This window comes from Bifidobacterium sp. LH_230, from assembly GCF_056357555.1.
The window spans coordinates 64,582-85,648 of record NZ_JBKEWJ010000014.1 but is presented as its reverse complement, the minus strand read 5'-3'; the positions used below and the strand labels follow the sequence as shown (position 1 = coordinate 85,648).

The 21,067-nt window shown below is 61.9% G+C and carries 18 protein-coding genes and 2 tRNA genes; 11 read left to right on the top strand and 9 right to left on the bottom strand.

Annotated elements, in window-relative coordinates; all coding sequences use genetic code 11:
* Positions 1-1,053: 1,053 nt before the first annotated feature.
* The gene (locus AC1A0G_RS07840) at positions 1,054-2,205 is read right to left on the bottom strand and encodes a site-specific integrase (RefSeq protein WP_476528692.1); all 1,152 of its coding nucleotides are present in this window, start codon (positions 2,203-2,205) and stop codon (positions 1,054-1,056) included.
* A gap of 1 nt (position 2,206) precedes the next feature.
* The gene (locus tag AC1A0G_RS07835; protein ID WP_476528691.1) at positions 2,207-2,758 is read right to left on the bottom strand and encodes a hypothetical protein; all 552 of its coding nucleotides are present in this window, start codon (positions 2,756-2,758) and stop codon (positions 2,207-2,209) included.
* A 218-nt stretch (positions 2,759-2,976) separates the two neighbouring features.
* On the opposite strand from AC1A0G_RS07835, the gene AC1A0G_RS07830 reads away from it, so the two are divergent.
* From AC1A0G_RS07830 to AC1A0G_RS07785, 10 genes are all read left to right on the top strand, one after another.
* Positions 2,977-3,180, top strand: a complete 204-nt coding sequence (locus AC1A0G_RS07830) for a helix-turn-helix transcriptional regulator (protein ID WP_476528690.1) — start codon at positions 2,977-2,979, stop codon at positions 3,178-3,180.
* Complete coding sequence (locus tag AC1A0G_RS07825) at positions 3,177-3,362, top strand: hypothetical protein (protein ID WP_476528688.1); 186 nt, start codon at positions 3,177-3,179, stop codon at positions 3,360-3,362. The genes AC1A0G_RS07830 and AC1A0G_RS07825 overlap by 4 nt, the downstream gene beginning before the upstream one ends.
* 219 nt (positions 3,363-3,581) lie before the next feature.
* Positions 3,582-3,815, top strand: a complete 234-nt coding sequence (locus AC1A0G_RS07820; RefSeq protein ID WP_476528686.1) for a hypothetical protein — start codon at positions 3,582-3,584, stop codon at positions 3,813-3,815.
* A 111-nt stretch (positions 3,816-3,926) separates the two neighbouring features.
* Positions 3,927-5,162, top strand: a complete 1,236-nt coding sequence (locus tag AC1A0G_RS07815; RefSeq protein WP_476528684.1) for a YfjI family protein — start codon at positions 3,927-3,929, stop codon at positions 5,160-5,162.
* A 222-nt stretch (positions 5,163-5,384) separates the two neighbouring features.
* A complete protein-coding gene (locus tag AC1A0G_RS07810) occupies positions 5,385-6,341 on the top strand; it encodes a tyrosine-type recombinase/integrase (protein WP_476528682.1) in 957 nt (318 codons plus the stop codon).
* On the top strand, positions 6,338-6,517 hold the full coding sequence (locus AC1A0G_RS07805) for a hypothetical protein (protein ID WP_476528681.1): 180 nt from the start codon (positions 6,338-6,340) through the stop codon (positions 6,515-6,517). Before AC1A0G_RS07810 ends, AC1A0G_RS07805 begins: the two co-directional genes overlap by 4 nt.
* Before the next feature lie 125 nt (positions 6,518-6,642).
* A complete protein-coding gene (locus AC1A0G_RS07800) occupies positions 6,643-7,545 on the top strand; it encodes a phage major capsid protein (RefSeq protein WP_476528679.1) in 903 nt (300 codons plus the stop codon).
* Complete coding sequence (locus AC1A0G_RS07795; protein WP_476528677.1) at positions 7,545-7,892, top strand: hypothetical protein; 348 nt, start codon at positions 7,545-7,547, stop codon at positions 7,890-7,892. Before AC1A0G_RS07800 ends, AC1A0G_RS07795 begins: the two co-directional genes overlap by 1 nt.
* Before the next feature lie 25 nt (positions 7,893-7,917).
* A complete protein-coding gene (locus tag AC1A0G_RS07790; protein ID WP_476528676.1) occupies positions 7,918-8,130 on the top strand; it encodes a hypothetical protein in 213 nt (70 codons plus the stop codon).
* Positions 8,131-8,188: 58 nt separating this feature from the next.
* On the top strand, positions 8,189-8,548 hold the full coding sequence (locus AC1A0G_RS07785) for a hypothetical protein (RefSeq protein ID WP_476528674.1): 360 nt from the start codon (positions 8,189-8,191) through the stop codon (positions 8,546-8,548).
* 395 nt (positions 8,549-8,943) lie between these two features.
* Here AC1A0G_RS07785 and AC1A0G_RS07780 read toward each other — a convergent pair.
* The 6 genes from AC1A0G_RS07780 to leuC all read right to left on the bottom strand — a co-directional run bounded on the left by AC1A0G_RS07780 (position 8,944) and on the right by leuC (position 18,082).
* A tRNA-Phe gene (locus tag AC1A0G_RS07780) sits at positions 8,944-9,019 on the bottom strand.
* 49 nt (positions 9,020-9,068) lie between these two features.
* Positions 9,069-9,142: transfer RNA gene (locus tag AC1A0G_RS07775), tRNA-Asp, on the bottom strand.
* A gap of 499 nt (positions 9,143-9,641) precedes the next feature.
* A complete protein-coding gene (locus tag AC1A0G_RS07770) occupies positions 9,642-10,571 on the bottom strand; it encodes a DUF4190 domain-containing protein (RefSeq protein WP_476528672.1) in 930 nt (309 codons plus the stop codon).
* A gap of 351 nt (positions 10,572-10,922) precedes the next feature.
* Positions 10,923-15,140, bottom strand: coding sequence for a DEAD/DEAH box helicase (locus AC1A0G_RS07765; protein WP_476528670.1), 4,218 nt, complete (start codon positions 15,138-15,140; stop codon positions 10,923-10,925).
* A 654-nt stretch (positions 15,141-15,794) separates the two neighbouring features.
* A complete protein-coding gene (gene leuD / locus AC1A0G_RS07760) occupies positions 15,795-16,481 on the bottom strand; it encodes a 3-isopropylmalate dehydratase small subunit (protein ID WP_476528668.1) in 687 nt (228 codons plus the stop codon).
* Between the two features lie 197 nt (positions 16,482-16,678).
* Positions 16,679-18,082: a 3-isopropylmalate dehydratase large subunit gene (leuC, locus tag AC1A0G_RS07755; protein ID WP_476528666.1), complete on the bottom strand. Its 1,404-nt coding sequence runs from the start codon at positions 18,080-18,082 to the stop codon at positions 16,679-16,681.
* 275 nt (positions 18,083-18,357) lie between these two features.
* Between leuC and AC1A0G_RS07750 the strand changes: the two genes are divergently transcribed.
* Positions 18,358-19,176: an IclR family transcriptional regulator gene (locus AC1A0G_RS07750; RefSeq protein ID WP_476528695.1), complete on the top strand. Its 819-nt coding sequence runs from the start codon at positions 18,358-18,360 to the stop codon at positions 19,174-19,176.
* Positions 19,177-19,563: 387 nt separating this feature from the next.
* On the opposite strand, the gene AC1A0G_RS07745 is transcribed toward AC1A0G_RS07750, so the two are convergent.
* Positions 19,564-20,946 (bottom strand): metallophosphoesterase, encoded by a 1,383-nt coding sequence (locus tag AC1A0G_RS07745; RefSeq protein WP_476528664.1) that lies wholly within the window; start codon positions 20,944-20,946, stop codon positions 19,564-19,566.
* Between the last annotated feature and the right edge of the window lie 121 nt (positions 20,947-21,067).

Below are 21,067 nucleotides of genomic sequence, written 5' to 3'. Positions count from 1 at the left end.
CGCTTCGTCGCCATGCTGATCCTGTCTTCCATAAGACAAGCCAAACAGGACCGATACCGTTCGCGCTCATTCCCGATGAGGCACCACCACACCCTACGCGCTCAAAAAACGTGAGGCACGTCGATGAGCGTAGAACGACGCAGAGGATTATAGGATTAGGGTCATTGTGCGATGTTGCGGCCTCGGATCTGTCACACTTTGCCGTTGCGCACGATTACATGATGAGGTGTGGCCGAATATCGCGTCACACCGTGGCAGAAACGTGTGATTCCGTGCAGGTGTGACAGGCCACCTACGCCTCGCATTGGGACGCTGACCAAGGATTGTTGATATTGCGGGGATCTTGGTGCCGTCTGATTGTCACGCTCTGTTTGAGATCCAGTTTTTACGGATTGTGTGACGGATTTGTTGTCATACAATCCCCGAAATCACCCATCACTGTGATGTATGACAACAAACCGTGCCACACCAGACACAATATCCTCGTCAAACACCATGTGTGACAAAGTCCAGCATGACGCCGGCGCCAAACCGCTTTCTCGGCGCGCGGAAAGCCGCATAAGGCAGGACACAGGCCTTTTTACCATGTCACACACAAGCGCGCGTAGAAGCCAGTCCGCATGGCCAATACGAGACGTTGAACGTCCAGCACCGTCATAGACTGGAACGGCTTCCAAGCCCACATCGAATGACCACCATACGGCCAAGCCACCAGACACACAATTTGGCCCATAACCCCTATAACTCCATCCTGCCCCACCCTCATTCCCCAATACGGTGAGTATGCGGTGAGGCACCGGGTTTATGGTGAGTCGGCACAGAATGCAGAAAACCCCGCAAGCCGAAGCTGCGGGGTTTTGGTGGTGGCTCCGAGCGGCATCGATCCGCTGACCTAACGATTTATCAGATGTATTTATTAACAGATGTAGTTAATTGCAAATAGTTATACAAACGGCATAAAACAGGACAATCAAGTTGCCAAGCTATGCACCACGTTACGGCATGTTGCAATTAAATGTGATGGGTTTATGATGGGTTGCCAAACAGTCGGCACTACACGATACCGGAAAGACGTTGCTGCAACAGCCTCGCGGACTCCACCGTGCTCCGACTACGCTGCATGTACACGTCCTGCGTCATGCTTGGCTTGCTGTGCCCCAAGTAGTCGGCTATCTGCCTCGCGCTCATGCCCGCATCGTCCAGCATCGTCGCCACGCACTTGCGCAGCGAGTGCGTTGTAACCCCCGGAAAGCCATATGAGTCCCGCCGCTCTCTCAATGCCTTTTCGACCGTGTTGGGATCGATCACGCCGCCTTTATCAGTGGCGAACACGAGGTTAAGATCGTTCGACAATCCAAGCGCCCGACGTTCCCGCAGCACGCCCATGACCGATTCCGGCACCGTGATAACCCGCCGCGAAGCCGTCGTTTTTGTAAACGGCTGCAACAAGGCACCTCCCTTGAGGTACTTGGCTTGCTGTATGACATGCACCACGTTTTTGTCGAAGTCGATAACGTCCCACGTTATGCCAAGCTGCTCGCCGATACGCATACCAGTGCCGGCCATCATGCGGAATACATCGACATATCCGCTCTTCACCATGCGATCGTCGTTCTTGACTGCGTTGACGAACTCTTCTAGACGCTCTGGAGGAATCGGCGGACTTCCCGGTTTGCCGGGCTTCTCGATCCGCTCAACCTCGCGCACCGGGTTGCGATCTAACACACCATTACGAACCGCGAGCGCCATCATCCCGGACAGTACGCTACGGCAGTTCTTCGCTGCGCCGTGACCGTTGTTCTTGGCTATGCGGGTTATGAAGTCGTTCAGGCATTGCGCGGTGCCGGCCTCACGTATCGACAGCTCGCCAAGTCCAGGCTTTACGTGCGCGTCTACGGCCACTTGGTACGTCTGGACGGTTCCGGGGGATCGTCTCGCCGTTTTGTCCTCGATGAACAGGTCTGCCAAGCGGCTCATGCGCATTTCCGGCGATATTTTGGCGCTGCTCGCGTCTCCCATGCGCTCGAATGCTCTTTGCACCTCGAGTCGGGCTTTTATCTTGCTGGAGCTTGTGCGTTCGATCTGTCCAAGCGTTCCGTTGGCTCGACGGTAGCGCGCTTGCGCCCGGTATTTGCCCGATCCTTCGGGAGTTTCCTTTACGGAGATGTTGCCTAGAGTGCCCAATGGTAGGCGTGGTCTTGCCATCTCACCCCCTCTTTCGCCCGGAAGCGACAGGCATTAGGAACAGAGCCTTACGCGCCGCCGTAAGCCACTTGTAGACGGTAGATTGTGCAACGCCATTCAATTCAGCCATACGTCTCACCTCTTCGCCTTCATAGCGTTCTTCAAGGGCATCGTATTGCTGCCCGACACGGGCTAAAAACCTCTGATCGGTCACGCGGCCTTGTGGCAGCGGCTTCAGCGGATCGTCATTGATCGAATCACCCAGAACAACCGCACGGTTCAAACTCACCGTGCCGCCAAGCTCACGCGCCGTATATGCGGCCGATATGGCGCTTACCGGCAGCGCTCGCAACTGTGAGCCGGTGGTTCCCCGCCCCTCACTGAACGGAGATATCACGGCGGACACGTACACCTCGTGTGAGCTATCCCCCTTGAACTGGAGACGAACCACCATCTCGTCCCCGGTGTCGCGGTTGCACAGTTTGACCCATTTGTGACCCATGACCCAAAACGACCGTTTGGACTTGGGAGTGACGCCGCCCTCATCCGTACGGTTCACATCATCGTCTGTCATGTCTTCATACGTCAATCTGCAACCCACAAGAGCTTCTAACGCATCCTGCTTCGCAGGAGGCAACACTTCCGTCTCTTCCCAAGGTTCCGGCAACTCAATACATCTCATGACATTCAAGTGTACGACACGCCAAAGAAGCGTATGTGATTGCATTTACTTACACTGCCGGCTATATTCTTCGTATGGTTTTGCAATTACATACAGAAAGGTGTAAACACATGCAACAGCACAATAGCCCGTTATTGACCGCCGCCGATCTTGCCAAGCGATACGGCAAATCGGTTAGCGGCATCTATCACATGAACTGCTACACACCCGAGAAACTGCCGCCAAACGTCCGAATCGGCAAGGCGCTTCGATGGCGTCTCGAAGACGTCGAGGCGTGGGAGAAGGTACAGCACTCCAAGGAGGCGACGGCATGAGCGGCACGATTCGTTTTGAGAACGAGTACGACCCGGATCGTCCGTTGATCGTTGACCGTTACCCGGCCGGCTTCTACGTGTTCCGTATCGGCGCGGAAGAGTTGACGGCGCACCCCGTGAGCCTGTCGCCGTCGCAGGTCGGCGACCTCGTGGCGTTCCTCACGAAGGGGGCAGGGTTATGAGCCGGGTAATCGTTTTCGCTTACAAATGCTCGCTCGTGATTACCCGCATGGGGTTCATCGTGTGCTGGATCGCCGCTATCGGCTTCAACCAAGCAGAGGACTACGGGCGGGCGCTCGCGGCGCTCGCCGTCACGGGACTGTGCCTGTGGCTTATGGAAACGCCCGGTGTCGGAAACTATGGGGAGCCGACGCCGGGCAGTGAGAGAGAGGTTCCGAACCTTGGTAAAACCCGAAGCCCTCGTGTCGTCCAGTCTACCCCCACGGAACTACACCGGCGAGCGCCGTTACATGGAGGATGTGGCCGCGTATTACCGGTATCTGAACCGGGCGGCGGAATTGAGGGAGCTGGAATACCTTCATGGCGTGTGGCCGCAGGGCACGCGGCAGACGTACGCGAACGGGTATACGGCGGGATACAACATGGCGCTTGCGAAGGCGCTGACTGGACGTTAGGGGTTGGATGCTATGGGCGATTATGAACGGTTCTTTGCTTGTCGGGAGTGGCTGCGGTATGCGTATGGGTACGCGCGGGCGGTTCGCGTCAGTCCTTGGGGCTTGGCGGGGATGCTGCTGGTTCGCGTGTGCGCGTTGACGCCGCCGAACGTGGTGGCTCGTCTGACCGACGCCGATCTTCCCATGACGTTGAATCTCGATATGGCGCTTGTCGGCCCCAGTGGCAGCGGCAAGGGGAAGATCATGGGTCATGCACGGCATCTGATCCCGACGCCGGACACGACGGAACTCGTGGAGATCAAGCCGAAGACGGGCGAGAGCATCCCGGCGAAGTTCGTGGCCAAGATTCCCAAGCTCGACGCGGACGGAAAGCCGGTCAAGGGCGAGTACGAGGACGATATCGTGGCGAGCAAGTGCCTTGTGCTGATACCCGAGATCGTGTCGCTTCGCGCGTCGATGAACCGTCAGGGTTCGACTATGCTGCCGACGCTGCTGGAGGGGTTCAGCAACGAGCCTCTTGGCGACGACACGAAGGGCAAGCAGTACCAGATCAAGATACCGCCGTATGCGTATCGTCTGGCGGGCGTGGTCGGCGTGCAACCGTCCAATTCGGGCGTGCTGTTCGATGAGGCCGACACCGGGCTTGCGGGCCGTTTCCTGTACATGCCAAGCACCGACCCGGACGCGCCGCCGTTGCGCGAGAAGCCGGACAGGCCGGGCGACCCGTTTCCGTTCGACCCCTACGACCTGCCCATGTCCGTGGACAAGAGACAGCGTGAGGCGTTGTACGAGTTCGGTTCTCGCGAGGCCATGCCGGGCGGCGGCGAGCAAGGGTACCCGTTGACCGAGATCACGTTCCCGGCCGAGGCGAGCGGCTACGCGGATACCATGCAACTGCTGTCATGCAGGGGCGAGGCCGACCCGTTGGACGCGCACCGCATCGAGATCGTGGCGCGTATAGCCGCGCTGCTCGCCATCATGGAGCGACGCACGGAAGTGGATACGGAAGACTGGCGGCTCGCGCTCACGCTCATGGACAAGTCGGACGAGACGCGCGCCGTGTGCCTGTCACAGAAACGGCAGTCCGCCGTGAACTGGGAGGCCGAACGCATCGCCACGAAGAACGACGCGATGGATCAGGTCGAGACGCGCAACATCGGCAAGGCGAAGGCGAGGATACTCAAGCTGCTTCAGGACAACCCCAGCGGCATGACCCGCAAACAGCTCGTCAACGCATGTTCAGGCGGATACCGCAAAAGCGCCGACGCGGCCATCGAACACCTGTATTCCACGGGCGAGATCAGCAGCAACGGCGACGACGAGCACACCGTCTGGTACCCCGCGTGACATTCACGCATTCCCACAACAGGCGTCTACCGTCGTCTACCCGTCTACCCCTACTGCCGTAAGGGTTTTGACCGTCTACCAAACCGTCTACCAGCGTCTACCGGACACGAGAAACCGGTAGACGGTAGACGGTCACGGTAGACGGTCAAACCCCAATGATTCCAAGGGGTAGACGGGTAGACGGCAAAAACCGGTCAGAAAGAAGAAACGATGAATATGGATATGAGCAAGCTACCCGACTCGTGGCGTGATCCCGTCGCGGGCTTCATCGAGTACAAGCGCGCGGGCGGTTGCAGCGAGAAGACACTGCTCACCCGCTACTACCAGCTACGCCACTTCGCGGACACGTCCGGCACGCCGCCCGAACTGGTCACGACCACACAGCTCGTGGAAGCGCTCGCGGACGGGCGCTCGCAGGACTCGCGCAAGGGGCTGCGCAACTGCTTCGCCACGTTCTTCCGCTGGATGAAGGCGGCGGGACTCACCGACCACGACCCGGCCGCGACGCTGCCGAACGTCAGGAAGCCGCGACCCCACCCCAAGCCGTGCCCCGACCGGTATATCACCGCCGCGTTGGAGAAGGCCACGAGCGCCGAGCGCGTCATGATCCTCCTAGCCGCCGAATGCGGGTTGCGCCGCGCCGAGATCGCCCAAGTGCACCGAGACGACGTGATCGGCACGCAGGGCGCGTACTCGCTCGTCGTGCACGGCAAGGGCGGCAAACAGCGCATAGTGCCCCTGCCCGACGACCTCGCCGAGACGATCACGCACTGCGGCGGCTGGATGTTCCCCGGACGCTGGAAGGGCCACTGCGAGGAATCGCACATAGGCAAGCACATATCACGCCTGCTGCCGGAAGGATACGGCCCGCACAAGCTGCGCCACCGGTTCGCCACCGTCGCCTACCTGCACTCGCACGACATGCTCGCCGTCAGCACCGCGCTAGGCCACGCGAGCACCGAGACCACGCAAATCTACGTGGCGCTCGCCGACGAATCGCTTCGCGGACTCGTGGACGCGGCCACGATCGGGGAAAAGAAAAGCGGCCGGGCGACGCCTTCCACGGACACCGCCCGGCCGTTGGGATGCGCCGCCGCCGCGAACACGGCAACGACGCGACACCACCCGTCCCGCACACAACGATACACGCCCGCACCACGGAAAGGAAGCACACGATGACAACAGCCGACAACGACGACGCGGAACCGGAACCGTACGCGCACATGAGCCGGGCGCAGCTCATACGCTGCATACAATCGCTCACCATCGAATCGGCCAAGCACCGGCGCGGCAAACGCTCGTGGAAGACCTACGCGCAACGACTGGAACGGGAAAACGGACATGCTGTAGAATGACATGCAGCACAAGCCCCCGTGGCTTGATGCAGAAGGCAGCCGGACGGCGCACCAACAACAGCCCCGCCCGACTGCCTTCACTGGTTTTCCGGACGCGGCGCACACCCACGAAAGGAAACCACATCATGCCAATCGCCACGTCAAACGGCGCACAGGCCGGAACCAAAGTAGTTCGTAGCGAGATGTTCTATCCCGCCCGCGACATCGTTCCCACGGCGCTGGTCTACCAGCTCGCCACCGACTGCGGCACCATCGAAGGCGACGAACCGGTGGTAAGCATCCCGATCATCATGCCGATGACAGCGGCCGAGATCATCGCCGAGGGCGAGGAAATCCCCGAGACCGCCGCGCTCATGCAATCCATCGACATCCGCACGTACAAGGTCAGCATCCTGTCCGCCGCATCCAACGAGATCGCCATATACGGCAGCACCTCCGACGAGATACAGACCATGCTGGGAGCCGCCATGCTCAAGGCGATCGTGGACAAGGCCGACGCGATCCTCCTGCAAAACACCCCGACCACGGACGGCGAAGGCAACAGGAAGGGGCCGACCGGACTGTTCAACGCGCCCGGCATCACCACCGGATACACCATCACCACCGGCAACACGATCCCCAACACGCTCGGCCCCCTCGTGGACGCGCTCGCCGCCGTGGCCGCGAAGGGAGCACGCCCCACGCACTTGGTGATGAACTTCGCCACATGGGCCAAGCTGCTCAACCTCAAGTACGCGGACGGACGGCCGATCATCGCGCCGGACGTGGCGAACAGCCCCACCCCGGTCATCTACGGCGTTCCCGTGGTCATCAACGGCCAAGCGCCGGACGACAAGATACTCATCAACGACAGCAACGTCGTATACGCGGCCGTCAGCCAAGTACGCGCCGCGATGAGCGACCACGACAAGTTCAGGAACGACGCCGTAACGTTCCGCACCACGTTCCGCTTCGGCTTCGGCAGCACCAACCCCGAACGGCTCGCCGTCGTGGACATCGCCGCCGCGACCACCGGCAAGGGGGCGTGATGGACGACAACGCCAACGCGGGCGACGAAACGACGCCGGACGGCGACCGTATCGCGCAGCTCGAAGCGAAGATCGCCGAATACGAGGCCGAGGAAGCGCAACACGCCGCCGAACAGCAGCACGCCGAATGGGTCAGACAGGTAAGCGAGCAGAACGACATACCCGCCGAGATACTGCGAGGCGACACGCTCGAGGAACTGCAAGCCCACGCCGCCGCGCTCGCCCCGATCATCCACCCCCGCCCCAAGGCCCCCGCCGTCCACGGCGTCGACCGACAGCCCAAAGACGGCCCCTACCTAATGAACAAGAACATATTGCGCGTCCTGTGCAACCTCAACTACTACTAACCCGACACGAAAGGAAACCCACACCATGAGCACGAACACCTTCACCGAAACCCGCAACCCGGACGGAACCACCACCATGCACGTCAACGACACCATGCAAGCCAAACTCTCATTCGCCAAAGCAACCCACGCGCTCGCCGAGGAAGCCGCGCTCATCGACCTCGAAGCCAAATGCAGAACGGCCGACGCGCTCGCCGTCATCGCCGACGCGCTGACCGCACGCAACGACAACGAATGACACACGACAGGCCGGCCGGATCACCCCGGCCGGCCTTCCCATATCCAAAGGAGGAACCGTGAGCGGCAACCCCCGCAAACGCAACGGCCACCGCCGACGCTTGGAGCAGCAGCGATGGCGGCACATGCAAGCCGCGTGCTACATCTGCTTCCGCCCCATCGACTACACGCTGCGCTCGCCCAACCCGTACAGCTTCGTGATCGACGAGACGATACCCTTGGCGCGAGGCGGCACACTGACACACGACAACAGCGGGCCGGCGCACCGATGGTGCAACGCCGTCAAAGGCACGCACAGTCTGGTATGGGCACGCGAGCGCGTCGCCTACCTCATCGCCCACGGTCAAGCACCACAACACGACACCACGGCTCTAACCCAGCCGATCCGATGCTCTAACTGGTTCGGGGGTGGGGAGTAGCCCCCACCCGGCCCCGCCACGGCCACCACGGGCAAAGGGCCAGTTTTCCCCCGGACTTTTTTCCACAGGGAAAACCACACGCCAAAACAACGAAAACCATTGGAATCAAGCCAATATGGCGACTCTCAAAGCGTCGAAATTCACCACATCATCACAAACCGCAGCCGACGCAACAAAAAAGCCCCGTCCGAAGACGGGGCCGGAGAACCTCCACCCGCAGGCGAAGACCTCGCATTGTCCAAAGCAAGTTTATCACCGGGGTAGTCGCACGTGTCCTAAAATGCTTTTGCAATTAAATGTGATGGGTTTATGATGGGTTGCATGGTTTATGATGGGTTGCGCCAAGAACGAAGAAACCCCGCAAGCCAAGAATTTCAAGGCTTGCGGGGTTTTGGTGGTGGCTCCGAGCGGCATCGATCCGCTGACCTAACGATTTTCAGTCGTTCGCTCTACCAACTGAGCTACAGAGCCAGTGAACAGTTGAAAAAACCCGGCGAACCGGGTTTCCTAGCTATTCAAGCGACCCCGGCCGGACTTGAACCGGTGACCTCCGCCGTGACAGGGCGGCGCTCTAACCAACTGAGCTACGGGGCCGTGTTGTTCGTTGTTCGAAGCAACGAGTAGATATATTACAGATATCCAGCAGGAGTGCAAGTCTCGGCGTGTCGCACGCTGAAATCAGCGCCAAAAATCTCTTAAAACCGTTGCAATCATTGGCTTTTCAAGCATCAACAACCAATCGATCCGACAGTCGCACACAAACCCCGTTTGACACCGATTTGACCTCGAAATTCATGCCCGAACCACCAAAATTCATCCCCTATCGGCGTGTCGCACACCATACAGCATCCCCCGCCCCGTCAAAATCCACCCGCAAACCACTCGCCACCCATCGCATCAGCCAAAATACGATCCACACTCACCGAGAAATCGCCTTCAACCGCCCAAATCCCCCAAATCAGCCACAGAATACGACAATGCCGGCTCGCAGAATCCTCCGCAAGCCGGCAACATCATCCCGACGAATCGTCAGCGCACGCGACACGTCAGTGCACGCTCACCGATCCGGTACCGTCAAGCACTGCAAGCATCATCACCGCACAGCAACAGCATCACCATCCCAACTGGTCGTCTGACCGCTGCCCGAGCCGAAATCCAACCCGAGCCGCGACAGATCACGCAAATCATCCAGATCGTCCGGATCGATGCCGTACTTGCGCAAATCGTTGTAACTCACGCACTCGCCATTGATCTTGACCACACAATCCGTGGAATACGACCCGCCGTCACCGTAGTCAAACGAATACCCGTGCTCGACCGCATCCATAGCCGCACCCATGAACGCCACGATCGCCACGATCGCCACCACCATCAACACCGTATTGACCGCGCCGACGATAATGCCCGCAAGCGCCATGCCCTTGCTTTTCTCACCGCTTTTGTTGATCTGGATCATCGCGATGATCGACAGCACCACGCCGACCGGCGCGAACACGAACGCCAGAACGAATCCGACGATGCACAACGTGTTCCACCGCTGATTCGCCGGCATCGGATACGGGTAGGCGTACCCCTGCGGCGGGTACGGCTGACCGGACGGCGGCGCGCCCGCGGGTCCATACCCGGTCTGCGCGTACTGGTTGGGAGCTCCGGATTCAGGACCGCTCTGGGCGGTCTGCGCGTTCGGGTGATCCTGCTCGTACGGGTTGGGCTGAGGCTGTTGCGAGTACGACTGACCCGCGTCGGCCGGTTGCGGCGTCTGCGCGTACGCCTGGCCGGCGGACGCATACGGTTGCTGCGCGTAACCGGACGCGTCCGGCTGCGACTGGAACGGGTTGGATACTACGGATGGCTGCGCTGGCTGCGATTGCGGCGTCGAAGGCGTCTGCTGATAGGCCGACTGATCGTAGCCTGATGGCGCGCCCGACTGTTGGGGCGAGGAGAACGGGGATTGGGACTGGGCGTCGCCGGACTGCGGATCATTGCCGAACGGGGTCTGCGGCGTTGCGTTGTTATCACTCATGACACCAGTCTAGACCGCGGACCCGGATGAAGCGGTGAGGCTCACGGCAACGTGGCAGGACGCGATTTCAGGCTCCATAGACACACAGGCAGCGCCGATTCGCAAACCATGAGGCAGAATCCAGATCGCGTAGAGGTCGATTCGCAAACCGTGAGGCAACGTGATCGCGCATCTTCACCGAAAACCGTCGTTTTCGCGTGAAGAATCGCAGGTCCAAGCGGAGAGGCTGCCTCACGGTTTGCGAATTGACTCCTGCAGCCCGCGAAAACTGCCTCACGGTTTGCGAATTGCACTCTGCGCCCTCCCGCACATCACCACGCGCAGGAGGACGCACACGCCGCACACAGCTGTTCACCCAAGCAGCGCAAGCAGGTCGTCCTTGGTGAGCGCTGCGACGGAATGACCGGTGGACGACGAGGCCGCGTCCACGAACCGCTGAGCGAGATCGGTTTTCGACCGCTGCAGATTGAGGATGCGCTCCTCGATCGTGTCCTTGGCGACGATCTGGTACACGTTCACGTCCTGCGTCTGCCCGATGCGGTGCGCGCGATCGGTGGCCTGGTTCTGCGCGGCCGCGTTCCACCACGGGTCGGCGTGCACGACCACGCACGCGCCGGTCAGGTTCAGGCCGGTGTTGCCGGCCTTGAGCGAGATGAGGAACACGGGCGTTTCGTCGCGGTTGAATTGGTCGACCAGTTCAAGACGGCGCTTTTTCGGCGTGGCGCCGGTGATGACATCGTATGCGACGCCGTTCGCGCGCAAGCGTTCCGCGATCAGGTCGAGATAGCTGGTGAACTGCGAGAAGATGAGCATCTTACGGCCGGCGTCGCGGCACGAGTCGACCAGTTCGGCGATCGCGTCGAGCTTGGCGGAGCTGATCTTGCCTGATTTGACGGATGATTTGGATGCCGGCCTGACGGCGGCCGGTTTGACAGCCGAAGGATCACCCGACGCGTTGTTTGCACCCGTTACGGTCGAATCCGCACTATCATGCCCCGCATTGACGTACAGCAGCCGCGGATCGCAGCACACCTGCCGCAGTTTGGTCAGCTGCGCGAGGATCTGGATCTTGCCGGTATTGAAATCGGCCGGCTTCTGCTTGAGGATCGCCGAGCGCAGCTGCTGTTCGAGCGCCGCGTACAGTTTGCGCTGTTCACCGGCGAGCTGCACGGTGATGACGTTCTCGATCTTGTCGGGCAGGTCCTTGAGCACCTGCGATTTGAGTCGACGCAGGATGAACGGGCCGACGAACGATTGCAATTTGACCTGGGCCGTCTCGTCGCCGCTGAGGATCGGCATCTCGAACCGATCGCGGAAGTGCGCGTAGCTGCCGAGCATGCCAGGCATGAGGAAGTCGAAGATGCTCCACAGTTCGCTCAGGCGGTTTTCGATCGGCGTGCCGGTCAATGCGAACCTATGCTGCGCTGCGATCGATCGCACCGCTTTCGCGGCTTTGGTGGATGAGTTCTTGATGTACTGCGCCTCGTCGAGCGTCATGCAGAAGAACTCGAGTCCCGCGTAATCGTCGATGTCGCGGCGCAATAGGTCGTATGACGTGATGATCAGGTCGGGAACGTTTCCCCCGGTATCCCGCGCGGTCGTCTGCGCCGCACGTATCTCATCCAGCACCGCTCGACGCGCCGCTTTGGAACCGGCGACCGTCTCGACACGCAACTCGGGCGTGAACTTAACCGCTTCGGCCGCCCAGTTGTACACGAGCGACGCCGGGCACACGATCAGACCGGGCCGTCCGGCCGCACGCGCCTCGTCGCGCCGCGCCAGCAGGAACGAGAGCAGCTGCACGGTTTTACCCAAGCCCATCTCGTCGGCGAGGATGCCGCCGAATCCCTTGTCGCACACCGCGTTGAGCCAGCGGAATCCTTCGGCTTGGTATGAACGCAGCACGTCGGCCAGCGAATCGGGCACGTGGTACATGTTCGGGTCGATGACGCGTAGATCGTCCAGATACGCGCGGAAACTCGCGTCCTTGCCGGCATCGTCGACCTGATGGTCGAGATAGTACGCCTCGAACGCGGGAACGGCGAGCGATCCCGCTTCGATGTCGGCCGACCGCAGTCCCAGATCGGATGCGATTTCGTCCACGGCGCTGGTGTCGACGGTGCGCATGTCGACGAATGCTCCGTTGCGCAAACGATGGAACCGCTTACGTTTGCGATAGCTGGCAAGCAGCGCGGGCACATCGTCCGGGTCGATCTCATCGGCGATGGGCGAGATCTCGACCAGCCCGGATTTGACCGACAGCCCGACTTTGATGGTCGGCCGGGGCATGGCCGTCAGCCCGTCGAACGCGGGTGTGGCGTACACGTCGCCGAGGCCGCGAAGAACCGGCAGACCTTCGGTCAGAAGCTTGTAGATCGCCTCGTCATGGTCTTCGGGGATGAACGCGACCGCGCCGGCCGGCCTCGGGAAGTAATGCAGCACTGCCTCCACGGCCAGACGCTCCGCGTCCTTGTCGCGCAACAAGTCGTCGGGCGTGTTGCCGATGCCGTCGAAGACGTGGTATCGCTTGCCGCCGTAACGGGCCTGTACGTCGCAGGTGATGCCCGTATGGTCGCGGTCGAGGTAGATGGCGATGCGGCAAGGCACGCGTACGAGTCTGAGCAGTTCCGGCGGCAGATCGATGCGCAGTCCGGCGCGCGACGGCCGGTCGGCGTCATCGTCAAAATCAGGGGACGGCACGGCCGGATCGTCATCGACATGATTGCCGTCAACGTTATCATCACCAACGTTGTCACCGGCCGGACTGCCAGCGTTGTCAGCGGCATCGGTCAGCAGCGGCAGCATCGTGCGCGCGAACATCGTCACGTCCGCCGCGCCGAGGTACAGCGAAGCCCGATCATCGTCACCGCACAACAATTGCAGCAGATCACGGTTGCGGGCGAACGAAGCGTCGCAACGGTAGATCGTCGCCGGTTTCGCGGCAGTCCGCGCCCGCGAAGCGGCCGCCGCGTTGATCCGCAGCCAATCCACCACGTCGCCGCCGTTGCTGATGCCATCCGGGAATCCGTTCACGAACGGGCCGCCGATGCCGGATACGCGCCCGCCACGGCCAGCGGAACCGGCCGCACGTCCGGTCATGCCGGAGCCGTCATCCGTCCCGCTCGAACCTGCGCGGGCCGCACCGCCGTTGGTCTGCGCATCCGCGTCCAGCACGGCCTGAGACAACGGGCGCACGATCAGATACGTCGACCGCTGTCCAACAATGAACCGCTCCACACACTGCGTATGCCACAGCAGATACCCGCCCGGATCGATGCCGTCATCATCCACGCCAGCCCGTCGCACGGAAGCAGCGGTTGCCGAGTCGGAGTCGTCGCTTGCCATCTCGGAGCTGTCGTCATCGATCTCAGCCCCCGCATCAGCGCTCGCACCGCTGAACCGCTTCACCGACAGGCCGAGATCAGGCGTGCCATCCACCACACGCGCGGGCATCGACGGCATGTAGTATCGCGCGGACGGCGCATAATCGATCGTCTCGCCGGTGCCAACGTATACATCGAGCAGATCGGCGATCTCGCCATCCGACAACTGCATGCCGGCCGCATCGGTCCTGCGAAAGTATTCATACGGGCTGCGGTCGATCGAACTGCGGATGGTCTGCGCACGTTCGATGATGCCGAGCATGGCCTGCGAGCGCCGGTCGAACGCGTCGCGTGTGTGGATGAACGCGAGTTTCTTGCCGTATGAGATGAATTCCTGGTTGTTGACCGCGCTGATCAGACCGGCGATGTCCTTGACAACGTATGAGATGCCGCGCGAGGGAACCTGGATGCGCAGTTTGATCACGCAACCAGTTGAGTCGTGTGTTTCCAAGGTGAGCAGCAGGGACACGCTGCCGATGGGCATGTGACGTACGGCTCCGGTCTGGCCGCCGTCGCTGGTGCCGCCCGCGTCGGCGATGTTGCCGATCTCCTTGAGCAGGTCGAGCTGGCGGCTTTTCGCCTTGTCCTGCATGGCTGCGTCGCGCTGGCGCATGAACGTGGCGAGCTCACGCGAGGTGCTGCGGGAAGGGCGCGACGGATGGATGCCGCCCTGCGCAAGGCCTCCGACATGCTGGAACCAGTCGCGGTATTCGTTGTAGGCCATGACGAGCGCGACGACGTGCTTGCAGATGCTGTAGAACCGGCCGTATGCGGGGCAGGTGCAGTGCGATGCGGTGATGTCGCCGGCGTCGATGTCGGCGAACACCTGATAGTCGTCGGCATACCGGTCGGCTGCGGTGACGAACGCGGATAGATGGATGCCCGTGGCCATCGGTTCGCAGGTGAACCGGTGCATGCGGTTCGAGGTGAGGACTTCGCGGGCGCGGGGATACGATTTGCCGCCGCGTTTGCGCAGGACGGCGTCGCTGACGACCGGCGCGGTGCGGGATGCGGTGCCGGCAGTGCCCGAACGCCGGCGCATGATCGGATCGCCGTACTCGCCATACTCATCATCGGAACCGTCATATGCGCCGTACGCGGGGCCGTAGTCGTCCTCGTCATCGTCATAGCTGCGGTAGCCGGCCGACCCCGAACGGGAACCGTACACCGACGCATGCCAGTCCATATCAGCGCCCCTTCCGACGGATCATCATTCTTTCCATCGTAGTGCACAACCTGATATCGCAACGGGCACAAGCCCTCCCGTTTGCGTGATATTCGGGATAGGAGCAGCCCCCTACCAGCAAAAACACCACGCAAAAGAGGGTGCTTGCGTGATGTTGGAGAGAGGAGAAGCCAGATGCTATCCCGAACATCACGCAGAAGGGGTTGCTGGCGTGATGTTTTGGATAGGATCGGACTTCTGCTATCAGAAACATCACGCAAACCACCATACCTGCGTGATATTCGGGATAGGAGCAGCCCCCTACCAGCAAAAACACCACGCAGAAGGGGTTGCCCGCGTGATGTTGGAGAGAGGAGAAGCCAGATGCTATCCAAAACGCCACGCAAGCCACTTCATTTCCGTGATGTTTGGGATAGCAACGACAGACTGCTAGCAGGAATATCACGCAGAAGGGGGTGTTGGCGTGCTGTTTTGGATAGGATCGGACTTCTGCTATCAAAAACATCACGCCAGACCATACGGCAACAGCTTCAAAGATTGGCCCATCCTGGCTCAGCATAGGCGAGACTCGTTGTTGCCTTCGCTCGGACTACCGTCCTCACTCAGGCCGGACCGGTGGACAGTCCACAGGACTGTCCACCGCTGATCGCGACGCTAGTCGCGATCAGCGATCGGCCCCGGCCACGCAGGTTCGTCCTGCGGTTCGCGGGCGGAGGCGATGGGCTCCTCGGGCAGGTGCTTGGCGGGAATGGTCTTGGGCTTGAACGGGAACCGCTCGGCGCGCATCTTCTCGTACGCGGCGATGTCGTCCTCGTGCTGGAGCGTGAGGTCGATATCGTCGTAGCCGTTCATCAGACGCCAGCGCACGTAGTCGTTCACCTCGAACGGCAACGTCACGTCGCCGCAGGTCACGGTACGGTCCTCGAGCGAGACGGTCATCGTGCGGCCCGGCTCCTCTTCGAGCAGCTTCCACAGCAGCTCGACGGACTCCTGCGGCATGATCGCCGCGAGCACGCCGTTCTTCGCGGTGTTGCCGTAGAAGATGTCGGCGAAGCGCGGCGCGATGACCACGCGGAAACCGTAGTCGTGCAGCGCCCACACGGCGTGCTCACGCGAGGAGCCGATGCCGAAGTCCGGTCCGGCGACGAGGATCTGGCCCTTCGCGTATTCGGGCTTGTTGAGCACGAAATCCGGGTTGCGACGCCACGCGTAGAACAGCGCGTCGTCGAAGCCGGTCTTGGTGACGCGCTTCAAAAACACGGCCGGAATGATCTGGTCGGTGTCGACGTTGGAGCGGCGCAGCGGCACGCCCACGCCGGTCAAAGTGGTGAGTTTTTCCATACGTTTTCTCTTTCTGATGCCCTCTGTCACGAGGGCAGACAAGCTTGCGTTAAGACAAACAGCGACGGTCTCGCATATCATGCGTCATTTCGAGCGACGCGAAGCGGAGTCGAGAAATCCGTCACGGAGTAGTCCGCCAATAGATTTCTCCGTTCGCTTCGCTCAGTCGAAATGACACCGTCATGTGGCGGATTGCGCTACAGGTCGGCCGGAGAGGAGATCGTGCCGCGGATGGCGGTGGCGGCGGCGACCTGCGGCGAGGCGAGGTGCGTGCGCGAGCCCTTGCCCTGACGGCCTTCGAAGTTGCGGTTCGACGTCGAGATCGAACGCTCGTCGGGCACGAGCTTGTCCGGGTTCATGCCGAGGCACATCGAGCAGCCGGCGTTGCGCCATTCCGCGCCGAAGTCCTTGAAGATCTTGTCGAGTCCCTCGCGTTCGGCCTGCAGGCGCACACGCGACGAGGCCGGCACGACGAGCACGCGGTGGATCGACTTGGCCTTGTGGTGGCCCTTCATGATCGCCGCGGCAGCGCGCAGGTCGTCGATGCGGCCGTTCGTGCACGATCCGATGAACACGGTGTCGACCGGGATGCTCTTGATCGGGGTGCCCGGCTCGAGGTCCATGTACTTGAGCGCGCGTTCGGCGGCGGCGCGCTTGGTCGCGTCCGCGATCTCGCTCGGCACCGGCACGTTCGCCGTGATCGGCAGGCCCTGACCCGGGTTGGTGCCCCACGTCACGTACGGGCCCAGCTTGGTCGCGTCGATATCCACGACCTTGTCGAACACCGCGTCGTCGTCGGTCTTCAGCGTCTTCCAGTATTCGACCGCGCGATCCCACATCTCGCCTTCCGGCGCGTGCGGACGGCCCTTGAGGTATTCGAACGTCGTCTCGTCTGGCGCGATCATGCCGGCGCGCGCACCGGCCTCGATCGACATGTTGCACACGGTCATGCGCTCGTCCATGCTCATCTTGCGGATCGCCTCGCCACGGTATTCGATCACGTGGCCCTGACCGCCGCCGGTGCCGATCTTCGCGATGATCGCGAGGATGACATCCTTTGCGGTCGCGTCAGCCGGCAGCTCGCCGTTGACGTTGATCGCCATCGTCTTGAACGGCTTGAGCGACAACGTTTGCGTCGCCATCACATGTTCGACTTCGCTCGTGCCGATGCCGAACGCGAGCGCGCCGAACGCGCCGTGCGTCGAGGTGTGAGAGTCGCCGCACACGATCGTCATGCCCGGCTGCGTCAGTCCCAGGATCGGCGCGAACGCATGCACGATGCCCTGATCGGTGTCGCCCAGCGGGTGCAGGCGCACGCCGAACTCCTTGCAGTTCTTCTCCAGCGTGCTCAGCTGCAGCGCGCTCGTCTTGTCGGGGTTCGGCCGGTCGATGTCGACGGTCGGCGTGTTGTGGTCCTCGGTGGCGATGAGCTGATCGACGTGGCGCGGCTTGCGTCCTGCAAGGCGCAGGCCCTCGAACGCCTGCGGGCTGGTGACCTCGTGCATGAGCATCAGGTCGATGTACAGCAGGTCGGGTGCCCCATCGCTGCCCTTGCGCACCAAATGATCGGCCCAGACCTTCTCGGCCAGTGTCGTTCCCATTCGGAATTCCTCCTAATTTTTTTCCGCGGGGTCTTGTACTCTCGCGGTCTTCGTGGTATATAGCCTATGATTTGCCGCCTGGCCGTCACCGGGCGCGGCCGGTATATGAGATAAGGAATGGACCACCTCAAACGGGTTCGCTCGCGCATTACCTCGCAACCCGCCCGGCCGCATTTTGCGTTTCACTATGTGAGATGGCATAATCGTCGTCTATGACTTCCTCCAGAGCAGACGAACCGACCATGCCCGAAGAGCGGCTTGACGAAGGCGAGACGATGACCGACCAGATCGAAGAGAACGACCAGACCGCGGACGATACCGAAAACACCGAAAACGAGGCCGCAGACGCCGACGAGCGCACGAACGACGGCGAGATTCACTCCGGCGTCGGCGTGCTTGACAAGACCGTGAAGATCCTCGACGCGCTCGAGTCCGGCCCGGCCACGCTCGGCCAGCTCGTCGCCGCGACCGGCTTGGCGCGCCCGACCGCGCACCGCCTGGCGATCGCGCTCGAACGTCACCGTTTCGTACTGCGCGACCAGCACAGCCGGTTCGCGCTCGGCTCGCGTTTCGCCGAGCTTGCGGCAGCCGCCGGCGAAGACCGACTGCTGACCGCGGCCGGCCCGATTCTGCAGACGCTGCTCGACCGCACCGGCGAATCCGCGCAGATCTACCGCCGTCAGGGCGACCAGCGCGTGTGCATCGCGGCCGTGGAGCGCGCCTCCGGTCTGCGCGATTCGATTCCGGTGGGCGCGATGCTGTCGATGGAGGCCGGCTCGGCCGCGCAGATCCTGCTCGCGTGGGAGGACTCCGAACGCATGCATCAGGGACTGCGCCACGCGAAGTTCAGCGCCGCGAAGCTGGCCGCCGTGCGCAAGCGCGGCTGGAGCGAGTCGGTGAACGAACGCGAGGAGGGCGTGTGCTCGATCTCCGCGCCGATCCGCAACGCGTCCGGCCAGGTGATCGCCGCGATCTCGATTTCCGGCCCGTCCGGCCGTATGGGCAACGCTCCGGGCCGCCGCTACGCGCCGCTCGTGATGGCCGCCGGCAAGTACCTGACCGACGCGCTCATCAAGGCGTCCGCCGGCCGCTGATCTACAGCCACGTCTGGCTTCTGTTCAACGCGTCATAAAGCTGGCGGAGCCTCGGCTCCCTCGGCTGAGGGACATTGCCGTGAAGCAAACAGCAGCGCTGTTTGTAGGCAATGTGCGAGCCGACAGGCGAGCCGGCAAACAGTCAGTCGACAGGCTGTCCATAATTGCAGAACGCCGTCACGCGCAGCGTGACTGAGGGAGCGTCTGCGGCATGCTAGTGCCGGCAACAACACAGACAGTCGATGGCTGTTCCTAATTGTCCGGACGCTATTGAACGGTGCCATGTTCATTAGCGCACATGGCGCTGTGACGCTCCCCCACCCGGCTTCGCCGGGAGCCCCCTCAGCCGAGGGGGCCAAGGTGTTGCACCATCGACTGCCCGACGGCCTACCGCCGGAACCACTCGCGAATCCTGCTCCACAAGGTCTTCTTGTGGAGCAGATTCATACCCTCGCTGTCGGCCTTCACCGACGCGATGTCGTACGAATACGCCTTGCGCGAGCTGGGCTTGCCGACCAGATCGCCGAATTCGAGCAGCTGCGTGCGCGGATGGTGCGGATGCCGGATGTCGAATTCGAACAGCCGCGCCGCGCGCTGCTCGGGCGCCGGGCCGTACGATCCGAACCCGCAGGTCGGCGTCGCGACCATCATCAGACCGCCCGATTCGCCGACGAATCCGTTGCGGTGGTCGTGCCCGGCCGCGATCGCGAAATATCCGCCGTCGCGCAGCAGACGGAACTCGCCGCTGTCGTAATCCGGGCAGCTGACGCCCTCGCCCAGATAGCTGCCGGGCTGCGTTTTCGACTCATCCAATACGTAATACTGCGATTCGTACGCGCGATAGCCCTGAATCGCGCCCGGCGCGTTCTGTTCGACCGGCTTGAGCAGATCGTAGTACTGCGGAATCGGCATGTGCTGGAACACCATCGACTTCGCGCCCAACGCCTCCGGCACCGAATACAGGAAGTCCAGCGTGCGTTCGGACGGCTTGCCGTAGCCGCCTTCCGGCGAATAGTCGCCCGAGTCGGCCACAACGAGCGCGAGCACCGCATGCGTGCGGTCGGCGTCCATCACCGGCAGCGCGAACGTGCCGGGAGCGCACGGATACACCTGCTGGTCCGGCAGTCCGGAGATCGGCGCGGTCCACGGCTCCGGCATGTCGTACGTGCCGTGATGCGATCCGCGAGCGCCGCTGCGAACGTTATCTGCGATGCTGCCGGACGTGCCATCGTATGCACCGTCAGCCCCGGCGTTGCCGTCGCCGAGCGCGGCATCGTCGTGCGGCACAATGTTCAGGCATCCCGGGAACTCGCGATAGATCGCGTCAAGTTCGGCGTTGCTCAGTCCGCACTGGAAATCGTGGTTGCCGTACGTCACGGCGAACGGGATGCCGCGGTCGACGAGCGGCTTGACGAACGCCGCGATCTCGCCGCGCACGGCCGTCATCGTATTGTCGAGCCGATCGTTGTGCCCCGGTTTTACGGCAGTCCAGTGACGTTTGCGGAACGTGCCGGCGAACGCGGTGTCGTATCCGGCGATCTGATTGCCGGAGAAGATCACGATGTCCGGTCGGGCCGCGTCGAGCGCGGCTTCGATCAGCGCGATCGTGTCCTTGGAGACTTTCGGACCGTCCTGGATATCGGCGAGCTGCAGTACGCGGAATTTGCCCGAATTATGGAACTGCAATCGACCGAGCCACGCCGATACGGACAGCGGCCGCCGACCTTCGCCACCCTGCGCATGATTGTCAACTTGATTGAGTTCCGTCATGCCCTTAAGACTATCCCACTTCCTTATGAATCGCTGAACGCCGCGTGAACGTGACACACGACCGGCACGCATCCTGCACGCTTAGCCGATTCTTACACGGCGGCTGGTATCGTGCTGTCAG